Raw genomic sequence first — 16358 nt, 5'->3', positions numbered from 1 at the left:
TGATATTAATTTTTTAATTCAACGTTGTTAGAAAGAGTCTCAGTTCCATATGTATCTATCAAATAAATTAAGGCTGTCATAGAGGCAGCTCCTAATTCTAATTCACGTTTATTCACGTGTTCAAACGTGTCGTTGGCTGCATGATGATGATCAAAATAACGCTGTGAATCTGGTCGCAAACCAGCTAAGACGATATTGTCATCTTTTAAAGGACCTATATCTGCTCCACTTCCACCTTTTTCAAAATAGTGGATTAAATACGGTTTGAATAACGGCTTCCAACTTTCAATTTTTGCAAACATAATATCACTACAATCAAAACTAAAGCCTCTAGGTGTAAATCCTCCAGAATCACTCTCTAGAGCAAATACATGCTTTTCTTTTTTTGATTTTGCAACCTCAGCATATTTTTTACCGCCTCTTAATCCATTTTCTTCATTCATGAACAAAACAGCTCTTATAGTGCGTTTTGGACGAATCCCACTTGCCTTTAACAATCGTAAAACATCCATAGATTGCACTACTCCTGCGCCATCATCATGAGAGCCATCACCTAAATCCCAAGAGTCTAAATGTCCACCAACAACCATGATTTCGTTAGGGAATTCACTTCCAGTAAGTTCACCTATGACGTTATAGGATTGTACATCTTCTAGTTGTTTACAATTCTGACTAAAAAAGAAATTAATATTGCCATTTAGTGCTAAAATTCCGCTTAATAATTCGGCATCATTAGTACTAATTGCAGCCGAAGGAATTCGTTTACTATTTGGTAAATCGCCGTAGCCCATACTTCCAGTATGCGGAAAATCATCCAGTCTTAAATTTAAAGATCTCACAATGGTCCCAACAGCTCCATACTTTGCAGCTTCTGCAGCACCAGCGTACCGCTCAACAGAACAACCACCATAAGCTTCAAAAGTATTTATCAAATCAGCTTGCATTGGTCTATTGATAAATACAATTTTCCCTTTTACTTTATCGGCTCCCAAAGCCTCTATTTCTGTATAACTTCCAACTTCAATGATTTTAGCTTTCAAACCGCCAGCAGGTGTTGCAACAGAACCACCAAGCGCACAAATATTCACATTTGTAGTGACTCCTGGTGAGGTTTCAAAGTATGCAAACTCAGGAGCACCTCTTACCCAACGAGGCACCATAACGGGTTGCAACCAAACCTTGTCCAAGCCTAACTTATCAAACTCTTCTTTGGTATATTGTACTGCTAATTCTGCATTTAATGAGCCTGACAACCGTCCACCAATTTGGTTTGACAAATGATCTAACCATTGATAACTCATTCCATCTGTTAGAGAATTTGTATAGATTTTTTTAAGATTCTCAGCATCTGTTTGTGCAGAGAATTGAACCGTTGTAAAAAGAAATACAACAATGAGTATATGCTTCATAAGATCGTTTTTTTCATTGAAGCTGAAAGATACTATTTTAAATATTTAGTAATTAAAAAGAAAACTTAAAAATGAACTAGTCGTTTTCTAATTGTTCTCTATAGAGATGTAAATTGGCTTTCACAGCGTCATCCATTTCTGGCTCCTTAATATCCTTATACATTTTTAAAGTATCTAATAAGGTTTTTGCCAAAATATATCTCGCCGTTGGTTTATCATCTGCAGGAATGGCATACCATGGCGCATGCGCCTTTGATGTTCTATTTAAAGCCTCTTCATAACAGTCTTGATAGCGGTCCCAAAGTTCGCGTTCTTTTAAATCTCCTGGTGAGAACTTCCAGTTTTTTTCTGGTTTATCTAAACGTCTTAATAGCCTACTTTTTTGTTCGTCTTTAGATAAGTGTAAAAAGAATTTAAAGATGATAGTTCCGTTTTCTGCAATATGTTTTTCAAAGTTATTAATCTGCTTAAAACGTTTATCCCAAAAAGAATCGTTTACGTCACTAACAGCGTTAACATCGGGTAAATTCTCGCCCATAATATATTCTGGATGTACACGTGTTACTAATACGTTTTCATAATGTGTGCGATTAAAAACACCAAATTTTCCGCGCGCTGGTAGTGCTAAATAGTGACGCCATAAGTAGTCGTGTTTGAGTTCTATTTCCGTAGGAACCTTAAAACTATGAACCACGACACCTCTTGCATTTAGGGCTTTAAAGACTTCACGAATTAAACTGTCCTTTCCCGCTGTATCCATTCCTTGAATACAAATAAGAACCGCGTACTTACCATGAGCATACATGGCATTTTGAATTTTTGCCAAATCTTTACAAACACCTTCTAATTCGTCTTCAATTTCATCTTTATCAGCGTCGAGATGATAGGTTGTGGCTATATCCTTTAACTGAATTGGTGTCCTTATTTTAAACTCATTTGTATTGATATTTTTTTTCATGATAGGACTATTTAGATGCAAATAATTTCACATCATTTTCACTCACTTCTTTTTCCCCTAAAATAATTAAACGTTCCACAACATTTCGCAATTCACGAATATTGCCAGTCCAATCATAATCTTGAAGTAATCTTATAGCTTTATCAGAAAATTCTTTTTTTGCTGTGCCCTGTTCTTCCGAAATTTTACCCAAAAAATGATTAATCAACAACGGAATATCCTCGCGTCTATCATTTAAAGCTGGCACTTTAATTAATATAACAGCAAGTCTATGGTACAAATCTTCTCTAAACCGACCTTCGGCAATTTCCTTTTTTAAATCTTTATTGGTCGCTGCGACAACACGAACATCAACTTTAATATCTTTATCGTTACCTACACGTTGGATGCGACTTTCTTGTAAGGCTCTTAATACTTTAGCTTGCGCCGAAAGACTCATATCTCCAATTTCATCTAGAAAAATCGTGCCACCATTAGCAGCTTCAAACTTTCCAGCTCTATCTTTAACTGCACTCGTAAAAGCACCTTTAACGTGACCAAATAACTCACTTTCAATTAACTCAGACGGTATCGCGGCACAATTAACCTCTATTAAAGGACCTTTAGCGCGATCACTTTTCTCATGCAGCCAATGCGCTACTAGCTCTTTACCTGTGCCATTTGGACCAGTAATCAAGACTCTTGCATCTGTAGCTGATACTTTTTCAATCATATCTTTAATTTGAGCAATGGCATCACTTTCACCTATCATCTCATACTTTTTGCTGACTTTCTTTTTAAGCATTTTATTTTCAACAACTAAAACTTTAGTATCGAGTGCTATTCTAACAGTATTGAGTAATCTATTTAAATCTGGTGGTTTAGAAATATAATCAAATGCGCCTAAACGCATCGTATTAACTGCAGTATCTAAATCACCATGTCCAGAAATCATCACCATGGGTATTTCTGGCTTTATTTTTTTTACAGCTTCTAAAACTTCAACACCATCCATTTTTGGCATCTTAATATCACAAAGGACTAAATCAAAATCTTCTTTTTTAATTTTTTCTATGCCGACTAATCCATCCTCTGCTTCATAAACTTCATAAGCGTCATTTTCTTCAGAAAGTATTTTAACCAATACTCTTCTGATCGCTGCTTCGTCTTCAATAACTAAAATCTTCGCCATTTTTATATTTTAAATTTTATACCTGTTCTTAGATAAAATGCATTTACATCATCTAATTTAAAAACTTCATCTTTATTTCCATCACGTAATACATTATTTAATCTAAATGTATAACCAGCGTACATGTATGCCACTAAATTCTTAGTGAAACAATATTCGTATCCAAGTCCACCTACCGCAACTGATAAGGAAATATTCTCCACTTGGCGCCCCTGAATAGCCAATGGCTCTTGTACATGTGCAAAATACCCGTCTAGACCTATAAACGTTTGTAACATGCTACTTTCAGTAAAAAAATACTTTATATTAGATTTTGGCACACCTGCTGAAAATGACCACCTTTCGTTAACTCGTCTAAAATAGCTAACAAATGGCAACGGGAAAGGAACTCCTGTAGTAGCATTGAATGTTAGTCCTAGAATTAGACGATAAGGTCTTTTGGAACTCTCATCTTTTGTTCTATCACTGATAGCAAATGCACCGCCATTAATAAAAAAATCATCAGATGTTATTTTTGTCGTCAGTGTTGAAGCTATTCTAGGATTAAATTTAAAACCTAAACGCCATTTTTCACTAGTCTTAAATGTATAGCCAAAATTTAAATCTATTATATTAATAGTTTTTAAACGAGACTTATCAAAAGGATAATCATCCTCTAAATTTAATATAATACGGTTATATTCTGCACCAATTATCAAATAGGAATCCTCTTTTGTTTGGATAGGATAATTAACCAATGCTCTTAACCTGGTGTATTGATCTTCTGAATTACTCTTAGGAATAAATGAATATTCTAATCTAGCTAAATCTGTAAGTTGTGCATTAGCGAGCTGTGATAAAAAACAGAATACCATTACAGATAATAACCTACTTGATTTATTACTCATATTTTTTATTCGTTCTAATTTAACCTTATTTCAACTCCGGTTTTTGAATGATATGAATATCTCTCTGAGGAAAAGGAATAGAAACGTTATGCTCTCTAAACAATCTATCAATTTCAAAACGTATATCACTCTTGGGAAATTGTGCTTTAAAACTATCTCCTAATGAAAAGATAAGTTTAAAGTCTAAAGAGCTCTCTCCAAAGTTCGTAAAAACGACAATAGGCTCAGGAGAACTAATGACATCTGGATGCGTGCTAGCCGCTTGTAATAATATTTTTTTCACCAACTGAATATCACTTCCATACGCCACTCCTACTTGTACATTTTCTCTTGTTACAGTTCCGTTTTGTGTCCAATTGTATAAACTGTTTTCTAAGTACAAATGATTTGGTATTACCAATACTTTATTATCAATAGTTACGGCCCTTGTAGTTCTCAATTTTATTTCTTCAACACGTCCAACCTTACCATCAATCTCAATAATATCTCCAACATGTACCGTCTGGTCTATTAAAATAAACACACCCGAAATAATGTCTTGAAATAAGGTTTGTAATGCTAAACCAACACCAATTAATAGTGCTGCAGAGGCAGCAAAAACAGCTGTAACATTAATACCTACCGTATGCAAGGTAACTAGTAAAATCACGACATAGATTAACCATCTAAAATAACTAAAAACAACATTAAATTTCCCTTTGTCAATTGGCGGAAGATTTCTTGTAATAATTCTCAAAACGAGTCTAAGAATTAGAGTTGTTATAAAAATGACAGTTATAACAATCACAACATCAAAAATAGAAATACTTATATCTTTTCCAAATTCGACATGCTGTTTCATAAATGCTTGAGTATTTCCCCAAACAGAGCTATCAGTTATCGCTTCTTCTATTGTAGAAAAGTCTTGAATCATATTTAATATTTAATCCATTTATACAATTCTTTATAACTAGGCTTCTTACCATACATCAAAATACCTACTCTATATATTTTAGCGGCGAACCATACTGTAAACACGAATGTACAAACCAATATAGCAAACGATAAGACTTGTTGCCAAATGGGAACACCAAAGGGGATACGCATTAACATGACAACTGGAGAGGTAAATGGTATAAAGGAAAACACAGTAGACACTGTGCCATGAGGATCTTCAATTACAGTAAAAATTCCAACATAAACTGCTAGAATTAATGGCATTAAAATTGGCATCATAAATTGTTGCGTATCTGTTTCATTATCCACTGCTGCTCCAACTGCTGCATACAAAGAACTATACAATAAATATCCACCTATAAAAAAGAACATAAAAGCAACAACTAAATTACCAATTGGTAAATTAAAGAAAGACTGCAACCCTAGTTGTATCTCATTAGCAATTTTAGGATTTTGCATTGCTTCGTTCATGATGTCTTGCTGCGGTGTTTGTAATTCCGTTATACTTACCCCAAGAATAGCAGACAATACGAGCATCAATACACTTCCCAAGAGAACCCAAATCGCAAATTGTGTAATTCCTGCTAGAGAGGTTCCTATAATTTTACCCATCATCAATTGTATTGGTTTTACCGATGAAATGATGACTTCAATTATTCTACTCGTCTTTTCTTCGATAACACTTCGCATGATCATGTTTCCGTAGATAATAATAAACATAAACAACAAGTATCCTGCTGCTCCACCAAAAGCGAGTTTCAAATAGCTATCAATTTTAGATGTTTTTTCGCCCGTGAATGTTTCTTGCGCAATAGTTATACTTGTTTTGGAAGCGGCTATCTTTTCTAAATCAACACCATCATTAAACAATTTATTATCTGATAATTTCTTTTCTATTTTCTCTTCCAAACTGGACATGATACCCAATGAAGGTGACTCATCTGAAAAAAACTGCACACGAGATAATACATTTGTAGGATCACTACTTTTTTCAATATAAAGTAAGCCAAAATCTTCTTTAGACTTTGTGAGTTCTTTAGCTATTTCCAAACTTGTATCGGTTAAGATTGTATACGTAGTATGCTCGGTATTTGCAAAAACATCACTTAAAACTCCTGTTTCGTCCAATACAGCGATAGTACGCTCTTTATCATTATTTAATTGAGATAAATATGCGACAACCGCAATTAAAGCGACCATAACTAAGGGACTTACAAACGTCATGATAATGAACGACTTGTTCTTCACCTTTGTGAGATACTCTCTTTTAATAATGAGTGGTAAATGGTTCATATTAGTTGTTCTTTACAGTTTGAATAAAAATATCACTTGCACTCGGAATCACTTCTACAAAATGATGTACCTGTGCTCTAGACGTAAGAAATGACAATAAATCATTAGAGGTATCTGTCCCATTAAGTTTAATATTAAGCTTTACATCATCATTGAGGTTTCTAAATGTTGCTGGTAATACTTCAAACTTTTCTTTTATAGTGTTAGTTACCATTTCAACCGTATCTGTTTGCAATCCTACCTCAAACGTATTGGTTTTAAATTGACGTTTAATATCTGTTAATTTGCCATCCAATACTTTATTAGATTTATGAATTAAGGCAATATGATCACATAATTCTTCTACTGATTCCATGCGATGTGTTGAAAAAATAACAGTAGCTCCTTCTTCTCTTAACTGGAGAATTTCATCTTTAATCAAATTGGCATTTATAGGATCAAACCCTGAAAACGGTTCGTCAAAAATCAATAGCTTAGGTTGGTGTAAAACCGTTACAATAAATTGAATTTTTTGCGCCTGACCTTTACTCAATTCCTGTATTTTTTTATTCCACCAACCTCCAATTTCTAATTTATCAAACCAATATTTTAAACGTTCTTTTGCTTCTGTTTTTGACAAGCCTTTGAGCTGTGCAAGATATAAAGCTTGCTCACCGACTTTCATAGACTTATAAAGCCCACGTTCTTCTGGTAGATATCCTATATTTCTAACATGCTCAGGTTTTAAAAGCTCACCATCTAATAAAACGCGACCTGTATCAGGCATCATAATTTGATTAATAATTCTAATAAGTGTCGTTTTACCTGCACCGTTAGGCCCCAATAATCCAAAAATACTTCCTTTTGGAACTGAAATAGAAACGTCGTTAAGCGCTCTAAAATCTCCAAAGTTTTTAGATACTGAATCAGCAACTAATAGGTCATTCATATATTATTTTAAATTGATTGATTGTAATAGCCGTAAAGATAAAAATGTTAATGACGTAAAGTATCCTTATTAACTTAATTTTTTTGACTGTATTAGTATTATGCCAGAGAAAAAATATGAATCTAAGGTCTCACACTTACAGCCATTTATACCTAAAAACAAAACCCACCCTCAAAACAAATTAAGGATGGGAAAAAAATTGCTATGAAAAAGAAAAATTACCACTAATCGAAATTAGTAGTGAATCAAATATAGTGTTTTTTATTAAAAATTGTCTTTTTTATGAAAACATATCTTTTACTTTTTCAAAAAATGATTTATCTGTACTTTCTGGCTTTGGGTCAAAATGCTCATCATTTTTCATACTTTCAAAAAAATCTTTTTGCTCTTTATTCAATGTTTTTGGTGTCCAGACATTAACGTGAACTAATAAATCTCCACTTCCATAACCATTAATACTCGGGATTCCTTTACCACGTAAGCGTAAAATTTTACCCGATTGCACTCCAGCATCTACCTTAATTCTAACTTTACCAGTAACAGTATCAATTTCTTTAGATGTTCCAAGCACAGCATCTGGTAGGCTCACATACATATCGTAGTGTAAGTTGTCACCTTCGCGTTTTAATGTTTCATGTTCTTTCTCTTCTATGACAACCAAAAGATCGCCAGAGATTCCATTTCCGGGTGCTTCATTACCTTTTCCAGTAACCTTAAGCTGCATAGAATCTACAACTCCAGCAGGTATTTTGACAGATACCGTTTCTTCTTGAACTTTTAAACCTTGACCATCAGCATCAGATGGTTTTTTATCTATACTCTGTCCTGCGCCTCCGCATGTAGGACAAGCAGCAGCCGTTTGCATACGACCTAAAATAGTATTGGTGACTCTAGTTACTTGGCCTTGCCCATTACATGTTGAACAGGTTTTATATGTTGTTCCTGGTGCTTGAACTTTACGTTTTACTTTTATTTTCTTCTCAACTCCATTAGCGATTTCCTCTAAAGTTAAAGACACTCTAATTCTTAGGTTACTTCCTTTAACACGTCTTTGACCTCCGCCAAAACCGCCTCCAAAGCCAGAGAATCCGCCTCCACCCCCAAAGCCTCCACCTCCAAAAATATCACCAAACTGGCTGAATATATCATCCATATTCATACCAGCTCCACCACCACCACCAAAACCACCAGAACCATCAAAGGCTTGGTGACCAAACTGGTCATAGCGTGCTTTTTTATCGGCATTACTTAAAACTTCGTAAGCTTCTGCAGCTTCTTTAAATTTTGCTTCTGCATCTGCGTTATCAGGGTTTTTATCCGGATGATATTTGATTGCCATCTTACGATAACCTTTTTTTACTTCTGCAGTAGATGCGCTTTTATCAACTCCTAATATTTCGTAATAATCTCTTTTTGCCATACTTGTATGCTTAACCTTTTCCGCAGAAAAGATTTTTAATTTTTATTATTAATTATTGTCCTATTACAACTTTAGGAAAACGAATTATTTTCTCTCCAAGTTTGTATCCTTTTTCAACAATATCAATAATTTTTCCTTTTAAATCATCTGTTGGTGCAGGGATTTGCGTTATTGCCTCGTGATCGTCTGCATTAAAAATATCACCTGGGTTCACTTCTATTTTAGCTAATCCTTTGTACTCTAAAGTTGCAATTAACTTACTGTAAATCAATAAAACACCTTTACGTAACTCCTCAGCTTCTTTATCGTCTTCAATATGTAATAAAGCACGCTCAAAATCATCAAGAACTGGCAATATGGAGACTATAACCTCTTCATTTGCAGTCTTAAATAGATCTATACGCTCTTTAGTTGTACGTTTTTTATAATTTTCAAATTCTGCAAAAAGACGCATAAACTTGTCTTTCTCCTTTACTAAGTCTTCTTTAAGCTGTTCTTCAACTGTCAACTCTTCGACTAAAGAACCTTCAATAATCTCATTTATATAGTCTTGAGTTTGCGATTCTTCTATATCTTGATTTTTATCTTTTTTACTCATTTTCCTGATTTTTTTCTCAATCTTTGATTACCATATGGCAAAAGTACTGCCATTATTATTAAAATGTCAAAATGTCACCAAAATATTTTATTCGGAATTGCAGAAGCTACGAGCAATACTTATTTTTGCTATCAGTAAACATCTAAAACAGAATATGACGACAAAATTTTTTAAAGTTCTCAATACTTTTGACCATTGCCATTGCCTTTACAAGTTGTAAAGATAAAACAACAGAAGCCACTACTAGTGATGCAGAAGCTGCGGCTGTGAGTGCAAGTACATCTCAAAAATACACAGCAAATGTTGTAGAATCTTCAATAGAATGAAGAGGTTTTAAACCTACAGGAGCACATAATGGAACTATTAATTTAGACAATGGAATTTTTAAAACAGACGATGGTAAATTACAAAGTGGTACTTTTCTAATTGATATGACATCTATCACTGTAACAGATCTTGAGTCTGGTGATGGTAAAGAAAGTTTAGAGTCGCATTTAAAAGGCACTATAGAAGGTAAATAAAATCACTTTTTTGATACCGTAAAATTCCCTAGTGCAGAATTTGAAATTACAGGAACTGAAGCTTTAGCTGTAGGACAATCAAGACTTTCTAGCAACTTATCATTAAAGGGTCAAAAGCATAACATTTCATTCCCTGCTACTATTACTAACAATCGAGACCTGATGACTATTGAAAGTGAAGCATTCACAATTGACAAAACGAAATGGGGAGTTAACTACGAATCAAAATCTATATTTGATGATCTTGGTGACAAATTCGTCAATGATGATATGGAATTGAAAATTATGATACTAGCCAAAAAATCTTAGATCGCTAGCCAACTCTTAAATGGCATATAATGATAAAAGCATCCACGTTTGTGGATGCTTTTTTTATTGACTTCGGAAATTTTAAAACTTAAAAATTTCTAATACAATAATTCAAAATGATTCATTGAGAATCAGATATGCTTCAACACCCATAGCTCTACCTCTTCCAATGCTCGCCAATGCTGATCTCTTTTAGTTTTACTAGAGGCGGGTTTTACTAGTTTTTTAAAATATCGCTCCAGTTGAAATCGATTACCGTTCATCAGTTCTGTTTTTATAGGATGCGCTGCAGTTACATTTGTTATTTGTGCTAAATTTGAAAATATGACCACCAGTTGACCTTCTGGTAATAATATCTTTTTCGCCTCGGCAAAGAAGTTTTCAAATAAAGTTTTATCATAAAAAATCGCTTGATCAATACGCTCCAATTCTCGAGTCTCTGGCAACCATGGTGGATTAAAAACTATTAATTCAGTCTGTTTTATCCATTTACCAAAAAGGTGTGCACAATCTAGTTCTATCTTTCTAGAAAGTTTTGTATTCCCCATGTATTCTTGAAGTCCAAAAATCGCATTGGGGTTGATGTCTGTTGCAAATACCTTTTGAAACTGGTGATTTACCATTTGCATAGACAATACACCACAACCAACTCCAACATCTATTGCTGTCTTTTTTTGACCTTTATAATGTTTTAAAAAATTATCAAAAAGAACTAAATGTTCAAAACGTGTAGGAAAATATGTGCCATAATAAGGTTTTAATTTATTTCGCAAAACAGGTAAAGAAACTCCTTTTTCATGCCACTGCCAAGCGCTATTTAAACCTTGAACTTGAGGAAATGTTAATAAAAAGTGTTCATTGTCTGGATAAAACTCACTTAACCAACCAATATTAGGAGATTTCTTTGGACTTAGTTTTTGATCCACAATTTCTAAAACAACTAAATTTGAAAGTTTGTGATATTCTGCACGATAAGCCTGCTGATCCTTAAAAGAAAAATTTGGCAACTTTAATTTGAGATCCTTATGCAATTCAGCAAGAAGACTAATTCCATCACTATAAAACGTTTGAATTAATATAAACTCACCTCGCCTCAGGCATTCAATAGTTCCTGCAACAGCATCTCCTTTTTGAAAGGTTTTTAGTTGTTCATCAACCTTAATCGGCTCTGGTTTGTTTATGTCTTGAACAGTAATCATGGTTGGTTTAATTTTGCGATAAGATAAACAATACTCTTTCGCAATTACCGTGTTTATCGTTTTATGTTAAAATGAATTATTTAAATAAATAAGTACTTTAGAATCAGGTTATTTTAAAACTTTACTTTAAAAAAAATAGTCTAACTTGAGTCTTTCAAGGTTACAACTGTCAATATTTTAACATTGCACCAAGCGCTAAAAACAACTGAGAAATGAAAAAGATAATATTAATACTACTAGTCTTAAGTTTGATTTTAAATGGCCATGCTCAAGATGACACCAACAAACTCAAACTTCACAGTATTTCACTCGCTCCTTTAAACCTATACTTTGCAAACAGGGATGGTGGTTTTGTTGTAAATTTAGATGTTGGTTTCAATCACGGGAAACATATATTTAAAGTGTATGCTGGTCAAGGATCTCAATTCAAAATAAATTTTATTGGAGAAGCAATACAGGATAGTTTTGACGAATACAATATTATGTATGGTCGAGAATTACAAATAAAAGAATGGCTTCATATTGACTTTTTTGGAGGACTTGGCTTTTTCAATTTTAAATATGATGAAAATTCTCGACGCGAATACACAAAAGGAAGCGTTGGACTTCCTTTACAAAGTAAAATTAGATTTAATATTAACAAGGATGTTGCTCTAGGACTACAATTACATAGCAATATAAATAGTGCTACTTCTATTTATCAACCTGGAATATTTGTGCAATGGAGGCTATAAACTCATTCTTCTAAAATTTAAAAGATTTCAACACTTGACGTTTAAGATAAATTGCAGAACTTCGTATCCTTGCAGCCATTGACCATAGTATAACAACACCACTATAAAAAAAACCGAAACTCATATTGTTCCTAAATTATTTGCCCCTATTCGGTTACAAGAGTATGGCGTAGGTGTTTTCGATGTAGCTTTAACAAAATCTGCATTAAAAAAAGCACTTAAGAAACGCTATATTAAGGTTAATGATGTTGTTGCAACCTCAGCTACTTTTATCAACGGTGGAGAACGCATTAGTTTATCCATTTCAGAAGAAATCAGTTTAAAAAAAAAATTAATCCTTCAACTCAAGGTGTTATTTGAAGACGATCATTTAGCCGTAATTCATAAACCCGCTGGCATTTTAGTTAGTGGCAATAGTTTTAAAACCATTACCAATGCATTGGTAAGAAATATAAAAAGAAGCACACTTCCTGACGCTACAAAACCTCAACCTGTTCATCGTTTAGATTTTGAGACGACAGGGGTTTTATTAGTTGGAAAAACGAGCAGTAGCATTCGAGCTTTAAATAAGTTGTTTGAAGATAAGGATATCAAGAAAACCTACTATGCAACTACTATTGGTGAAATAGACTCTGAAGGAGAAATCACTACCAACATTGATGGTAAGGCCTCAAAATCTAATTATACGCTTTGTAAAACTGTCCTTTCCAAAAGATTTGGAACACTCAACCTAGTACGATTAGAACCTCAAACAGGGAGACGACACCAGCTACGCAAACATCTATCACATATTGGCCATCCTATATTGGGAGATAAAGTGTATGGAGTTGAACCTTTAATTTTAAATGGTAAAGGCTTGTATTTACATGCGTATTCATTACAATTCACACATCCTTTCACACATGAACAACTATTTTTAAAAGAGGAGTTACCTGAACGGTTTAAAAAGATATTTGATTCATTATCTTCGGTACTTGAATAGCCTCAAACCAAAGTAAAATTACTATTTTTTTTGTTTAACACACAGACGTAAATACACGTATTGACTTTCTTAAAAAAAAGCCATTAACTTCGTTTTGAATTGAATTTTAACAATTGAAAGAATCGACATCCTAGTGCAACTTAGGTGTCATTATGAGCTTTGGATACATTTAAAAAAGGCCACCAGAAATTGGATTCTTGGTGTATACTATTTTTTTTATATCTGTTAGTTTTATTATATTACTATTAGTGAATGGATTTTTTAAATTTGAGTGGGTTGAACATTAAAAAATAACGATACCTAATACTAGACATCATTAATGGGTTGCTATGCATGTACTCTCACAATACTGTGCGTTCCTTTCTGTTTCTTTTTCTTTCTATCATTTAAAATTTAAGAAATTTCAAAGTTTGACTTTCTAAAAAAAAAAGTCGAACTTCGTTTAACTTTGGTTTTCACAATTGAAATAGCGGATATTACAATATAATGTGACCTATTAAAGTCAAAGGTGATATAAGTACGTATAAGACTTATCTCAACTCTAATATATTCCATAAATAAATTATTAATATTATGAAATTAAACTTATTGTCTTGTGATGCTCAACGTCCAGATAGAAGAGCCATAGCCAAATGCATTGTAGAGATTTCATCTAATGTTAGTGCCTCTTTATCCAATGAACTCACAGATATACTCTTAGAAGGAGACGCTGTAGATATTGAGATGGAAGACAAAAACTCTGGTTCTGCTTTAAGAGCTTTGCGAAAATTAAGTATTGATTATGAAATTGTAGAATAAACAAAACTACTAGTCAAAATCATTTCTTAGCCTTTCCATATAGTTTTCTCTTACACTGGTATCAACGTCATTAATTAAGTCTACCAATGTATGTGACCATGTTACTACAATTCTATTGGATCGTATTTAAAACTGATGACTACTATATTATTTTCTACTGCATAAAACAAAAACCTAACCAAATGAAACTGTTAATAGTCTTATGAATTATTGCATTCATTGCTTTTTCGGTTTGTTATGGCAAACGAAATGGCCTTACAGCAAACTACAAAACTCAATCAAAAGAAATTTTGACTAAACAAGACAAACCTATTGACTTTGGCTATAAAACTGTTTGGATTGCGGTGAAAACATCTGATAAGCAGCAAATAGCTAAAATTCTTAATATCAAAAATACCCGACCTTCAAACTGGAAAAGTGACATTAATCATGCTTATGAAAATAGTATTTTTATTACACCTCAAATAGGAGAATGGACTTTAGTCGTTGGAATGAAATTAGCAACTGAAGATCGTATAGAGAGTATAGAGAGTATAGAGAGTATAGAGAAACTAGAAAAAATATTAAATAAATTAAGTGCAAAATTCGGAGAAGCCCAGTCAGACGATTATTGGGAACGTGAAGACTTAGATTATGCAAATGAGGAGTTGGTCATGAAAATTGCTGAAAACTGGAGCATTAATCCCACAAAGTTAAAAGAGCGCAGTGATATCATTAATGAGTTAGGAATCATCGGAGAATAGAGATATTTATTTTAAACCTAAAAGAATTTAAAACTTGACTATCTTCAACAAATAGTCCAACTTTAAATATCCATAATTGAGACCATTGGTGGCTAAACGTCTGGCCAACATATTTAACATCTGGCCTATTCAATTAATTCTGACAATCTTCAAAACCCCATTTATCCATAAGTCTTAAAATACTCTCAAGTGATTTTCCTCTATTGCTTAACCTGTATTCAACTTTAGGAGGAACTACAGGAAAAACTTTTCTAAAAATAAGCCCATCTTTTTCTAACTGTCTTACTGTCTGAGTAAACATTTTATTTGAAATACCTGGAATTTTATTTTGCAGTATTCCTGATCGCAAATCACCTCCTAATAAATGAAATAAAATTAAAGGCTTCCATTTTGTTCCTATTAAATTCATTGTATAATTTAACGGACAAATATTATCTTTATTCAAAATCTATATAATTGATAATCATTATTTTACTCGTTTTAGTAAGTATCGTACTTTTTAGTAAGTTATTGCTTATAATACAAATATAAACTAATTTTATAATCTAAATTATAACGTATGTCAACGACTCAAAATTATCCTAAATCATTTTCACATATTGGACTAACAGTTCCAGATATAAAAGAAGCCCTAAAATTCTATTCAGAAGTAATGGGTTGGTACGTAATTATGGAACCATCAAAAGTCAAAAAGGAAAAGGAGACCGCTATTGGTAAAATGTGCATTGACGTTTTCGGAAACGATTGGACTGAATTTGAGATTGCTCATTTAGCAACTTCAGATGGCATTGGAATTGAATTATTTTCCTTTGCGAATGGAATTAAAGAAGCACCTGAATTTAGTCCTTTTAATACTGGTCTCTTTCATTTTTGTGTACAAGACCCAAATATTGAGGAACTCATTGATAAAATTATAGCTTATGGGGGAAAGCAAAGAATGCCCATTAGAGCATACTACCCTAATGACAAACCATTCAAAATGTGCTACGTTGAAGACCCATTCGGTATTGTTTTTGAAATCTATACACATAGTTATGAATTGACATATTCTTCAGGTGCTTATTCAAAATAAAAACCGGTTGACAACACTAAGTAAAATTCATTGCTAATGTTGTGTGTGCTCTCAAAATCCTAGAGATTTCTATCTGGATCGTTTTCTTTTACTTCTTTAGTTGCTAGATAATACAACTAATAGACATATTAGGCAGTGCTTATTTATGACCAACCCATAAGATTAAAGCTTTCTCGGAAAACACATATGATAAAAAATTTTAGAAAAAATCGTCAAAACACACTTACAGAGTGCAAAACTGAAAAGTATTTGAAGTATGCATTAGGAGAAATAATTTTAGTAATGATTGTGACTCTTTTGGCGCTACAAGTAAATAACTGAAATATAGAGCACAGAGAATGCACAAGAGACAAAGTATCAAGCGAATATAGTTCTCGACTTAAAGAAAGATTTATTAAGA

At 33.2% G+C, this 16358-nt stretch carries 17 protein-coding genes and 1 pseudogene; 7 read left to right on the top strand and 11 right to left on the bottom strand.

From position 1 onward, the window contains the following. Window positions 1-5 precede the first annotated feature (5 nt). The 9 genes from ACJAZK_RS03330 to ACJAZK_RS03290 all read right to left on the bottom strand — a co-directional run bounded on the left by ACJAZK_RS03330 (window position 6) and on the right by ACJAZK_RS03290 (window position 9600). Window positions 6-1409: a M20/M25/M40 family metallo-hydrolase gene (locus ACJAZK_RS03330; RefSeq protein ID WP_415222605.1), complete on the bottom strand. Its 1404-nt coding sequence runs from the start codon at window positions 1407-1409 to the stop codon at window positions 6-8. 76 nt (window positions 1410-1485) lie between these two features. Next, window positions 1486-2367, bottom strand: coding sequence for a PPK2 family polyphosphate kinase (locus tag ACJAZK_RS03325; RefSeq protein WP_415222604.1), 882 nt, complete (start codon window positions 2365-2367; stop codon window positions 1486-1488). A gap of 7 nt (window positions 2368-2374) precedes the next feature. Beyond that, the gene (locus tag ACJAZK_RS03320) at window positions 2375-3538 is read right to left on the bottom strand and encodes a sigma-54-dependent transcriptional regulator (RefSeq protein ID WP_415222603.1); all 1164 of its coding nucleotides are present in this window, start codon (window positions 3536-3538) and stop codon (window positions 2375-2377) included. A gap of 2 nt (window positions 3539-3540) precedes the next feature. Continuing rightward, entirely contained in the window at window positions 3541-4425 is an 885-nt protein-coding gene (locus ACJAZK_RS03315) for a DUF6268 family outer membrane beta-barrel protein (protein WP_415222602.1), read from the bottom strand. A gap of 25 nt (window positions 4426-4450) precedes the next feature. Then, the gene (locus tag ACJAZK_RS03310) at window positions 4451-5338 is read right to left on the bottom strand and encodes a mechanosensitive ion channel family protein (RefSeq protein WP_415222601.1); all 888 of its coding nucleotides are present in this window, start codon (window positions 5336-5338) and stop codon (window positions 4451-4453) included. A 2-nt stretch (window positions 5339-5340) separates the two neighbouring features. Further along, on the bottom strand, window positions 5341-6654 hold the full coding sequence (locus tag ACJAZK_RS03305) for an ABC transporter permease (RefSeq protein ID WP_415222600.1): 1314 nt from the start codon (window positions 6652-6654) through the stop codon (window positions 5341-5343). 1 nt (window position 6655) lies between these two features. After that, the gene (locus tag ACJAZK_RS03300; protein WP_415222599.1) at window positions 6656-7582 is read right to left on the bottom strand and encodes an ABC transporter ATP-binding protein; all 927 of its coding nucleotides are present in this window, start codon (window positions 7580-7582) and stop codon (window positions 6656-6658) included. 280 nt (window positions 7583-7862) lie between these two features. Continuing rightward, the gene (gene dnaJ / locus ACJAZK_RS03295; RefSeq protein ID WP_415222598.1) at window positions 7863-9002 is read right to left on the bottom strand and encodes a molecular chaperone DnaJ; all 1140 of its coding nucleotides are present in this window, start codon (window positions 9000-9002) and stop codon (window positions 7863-7865) included. 52 nt (window positions 9003-9054) lie between these two features. Further along, a complete protein-coding gene (locus ACJAZK_RS03290; protein WP_415222597.1) occupies window positions 9055-9600 on the bottom strand; it encodes a nucleotide exchange factor GrpE in 546 nt (181 codons plus the stop codon). Window positions 9601-9788: 188 nt separating this feature from the next. Between ACJAZK_RS03290 and ACJAZK_RS03285 the strand changes: the two genes are divergently transcribed. Next, a complete protein-coding gene (locus tag ACJAZK_RS03285; RefSeq protein WP_415222596.1) occupies window positions 9789-9926 on the top strand; it encodes a hypothetical protein in 138 nt (45 codons plus the stop codon). A gap of 210 nt (window positions 9927-10136) precedes the next feature. Continuing rightward, window positions 10137-10430 (top strand): annotated as a pseudogene (locus tag ACJAZK_RS03280) (YceI family protein); the annotation flags it as partial. Window positions 10431-10561: 131 nt separating this feature from the next. Here the strand turns inward: ACJAZK_RS03280 and ACJAZK_RS03275 are convergent. Beyond that, window positions 10562-11629 carry a methyltransferase gene (locus ACJAZK_RS03275; protein WP_415222595.1) on the bottom strand — a complete coding sequence of 356 codons (1068 nt, stop codon included), beginning with the start codon at window positions 11627-11629 and terminating at the stop codon, window positions 10562-10564. 212 nt (window positions 11630-11841) lie between these two features. Here ACJAZK_RS03275 and ACJAZK_RS03270 point away from each other — a divergent pair, with 212 nt between their 5' ends. The 4 genes from ACJAZK_RS03270 (at window position 11842) to ACJAZK_RS03255 (ending at window position 14886) form a co-directional block, all read left to right on the top strand. Further along, window positions 11842-12363 carry a hypothetical protein gene (locus ACJAZK_RS03270; RefSeq protein WP_415222594.1) on the top strand — a complete coding sequence of 174 codons (522 nt, stop codon included), beginning with the start codon at window positions 11842-11844 and terminating at the stop codon, window positions 12361-12363. A 349-nt stretch (window positions 12364-12712) separates the two neighbouring features. Next, window positions 12713-13345 (top strand): RluA family pseudouridine synthase, encoded by a 633-nt coding sequence (locus tag ACJAZK_RS03265; RefSeq protein ID WP_415222593.1) that lies wholly within the window; start codon window positions 12713-12715, stop codon window positions 13343-13345. Window positions 13346-13918: 573 nt separating this feature from the next. Further along, complete coding sequence (locus ACJAZK_RS03260) at window positions 13919-14143, top strand: hypothetical protein (RefSeq protein ID WP_415222592.1); 225 nt, start codon at window positions 13919-13921, stop codon at window positions 14141-14143. A 290-nt stretch (window positions 14144-14433) separates the two neighbouring features. After that, the gene (locus ACJAZK_RS03255) at window positions 14434-14886 is read left to right on the top strand and encodes a hypothetical protein (protein WP_415222591.1); all 453 of its coding nucleotides are present in this window, start codon (window positions 14434-14436) and stop codon (window positions 14884-14886) included. 133 nt (window positions 14887-15019) lie between these two features. On the opposite strand, the gene ACJAZK_RS03250 is transcribed toward ACJAZK_RS03255, so the two are convergent. After that, complete coding sequence (locus ACJAZK_RS03250; RefSeq protein WP_415222590.1) at window positions 15020-15295, bottom strand: winged helix-turn-helix transcriptional regulator; 276 nt, start codon at window positions 15293-15295, stop codon at window positions 15020-15022. 150 nt (window positions 15296-15445) lie between these two features. Here ACJAZK_RS03250 and ACJAZK_RS03245 point away from each other — a divergent pair, with 150 nt between their 5' ends. After that, window positions 15446-15958, top strand: a complete 513-nt coding sequence (locus ACJAZK_RS03245; RefSeq protein ID WP_415222589.1) for a VOC family protein — start codon at window positions 15446-15448, stop codon at window positions 15956-15958. The last annotated feature ends 400 nt before the right edge of the window (window positions 15959-16358 follow it).

This window comes from Psychroserpens sp., from assembly GCF_047633235.1.
In the GTDB taxonomy this organism is placed as follows: domain Bacteria; phylum Bacteroidota; class Bacteroidia; order Flavobacteriales; family Flavobacteriaceae; genus Psychroserpens.
The sequence above is the reverse complement of the archived record's forward strand: the minus strand, read 5'-3'. Positions and strand labels throughout refer to the sequence as shown.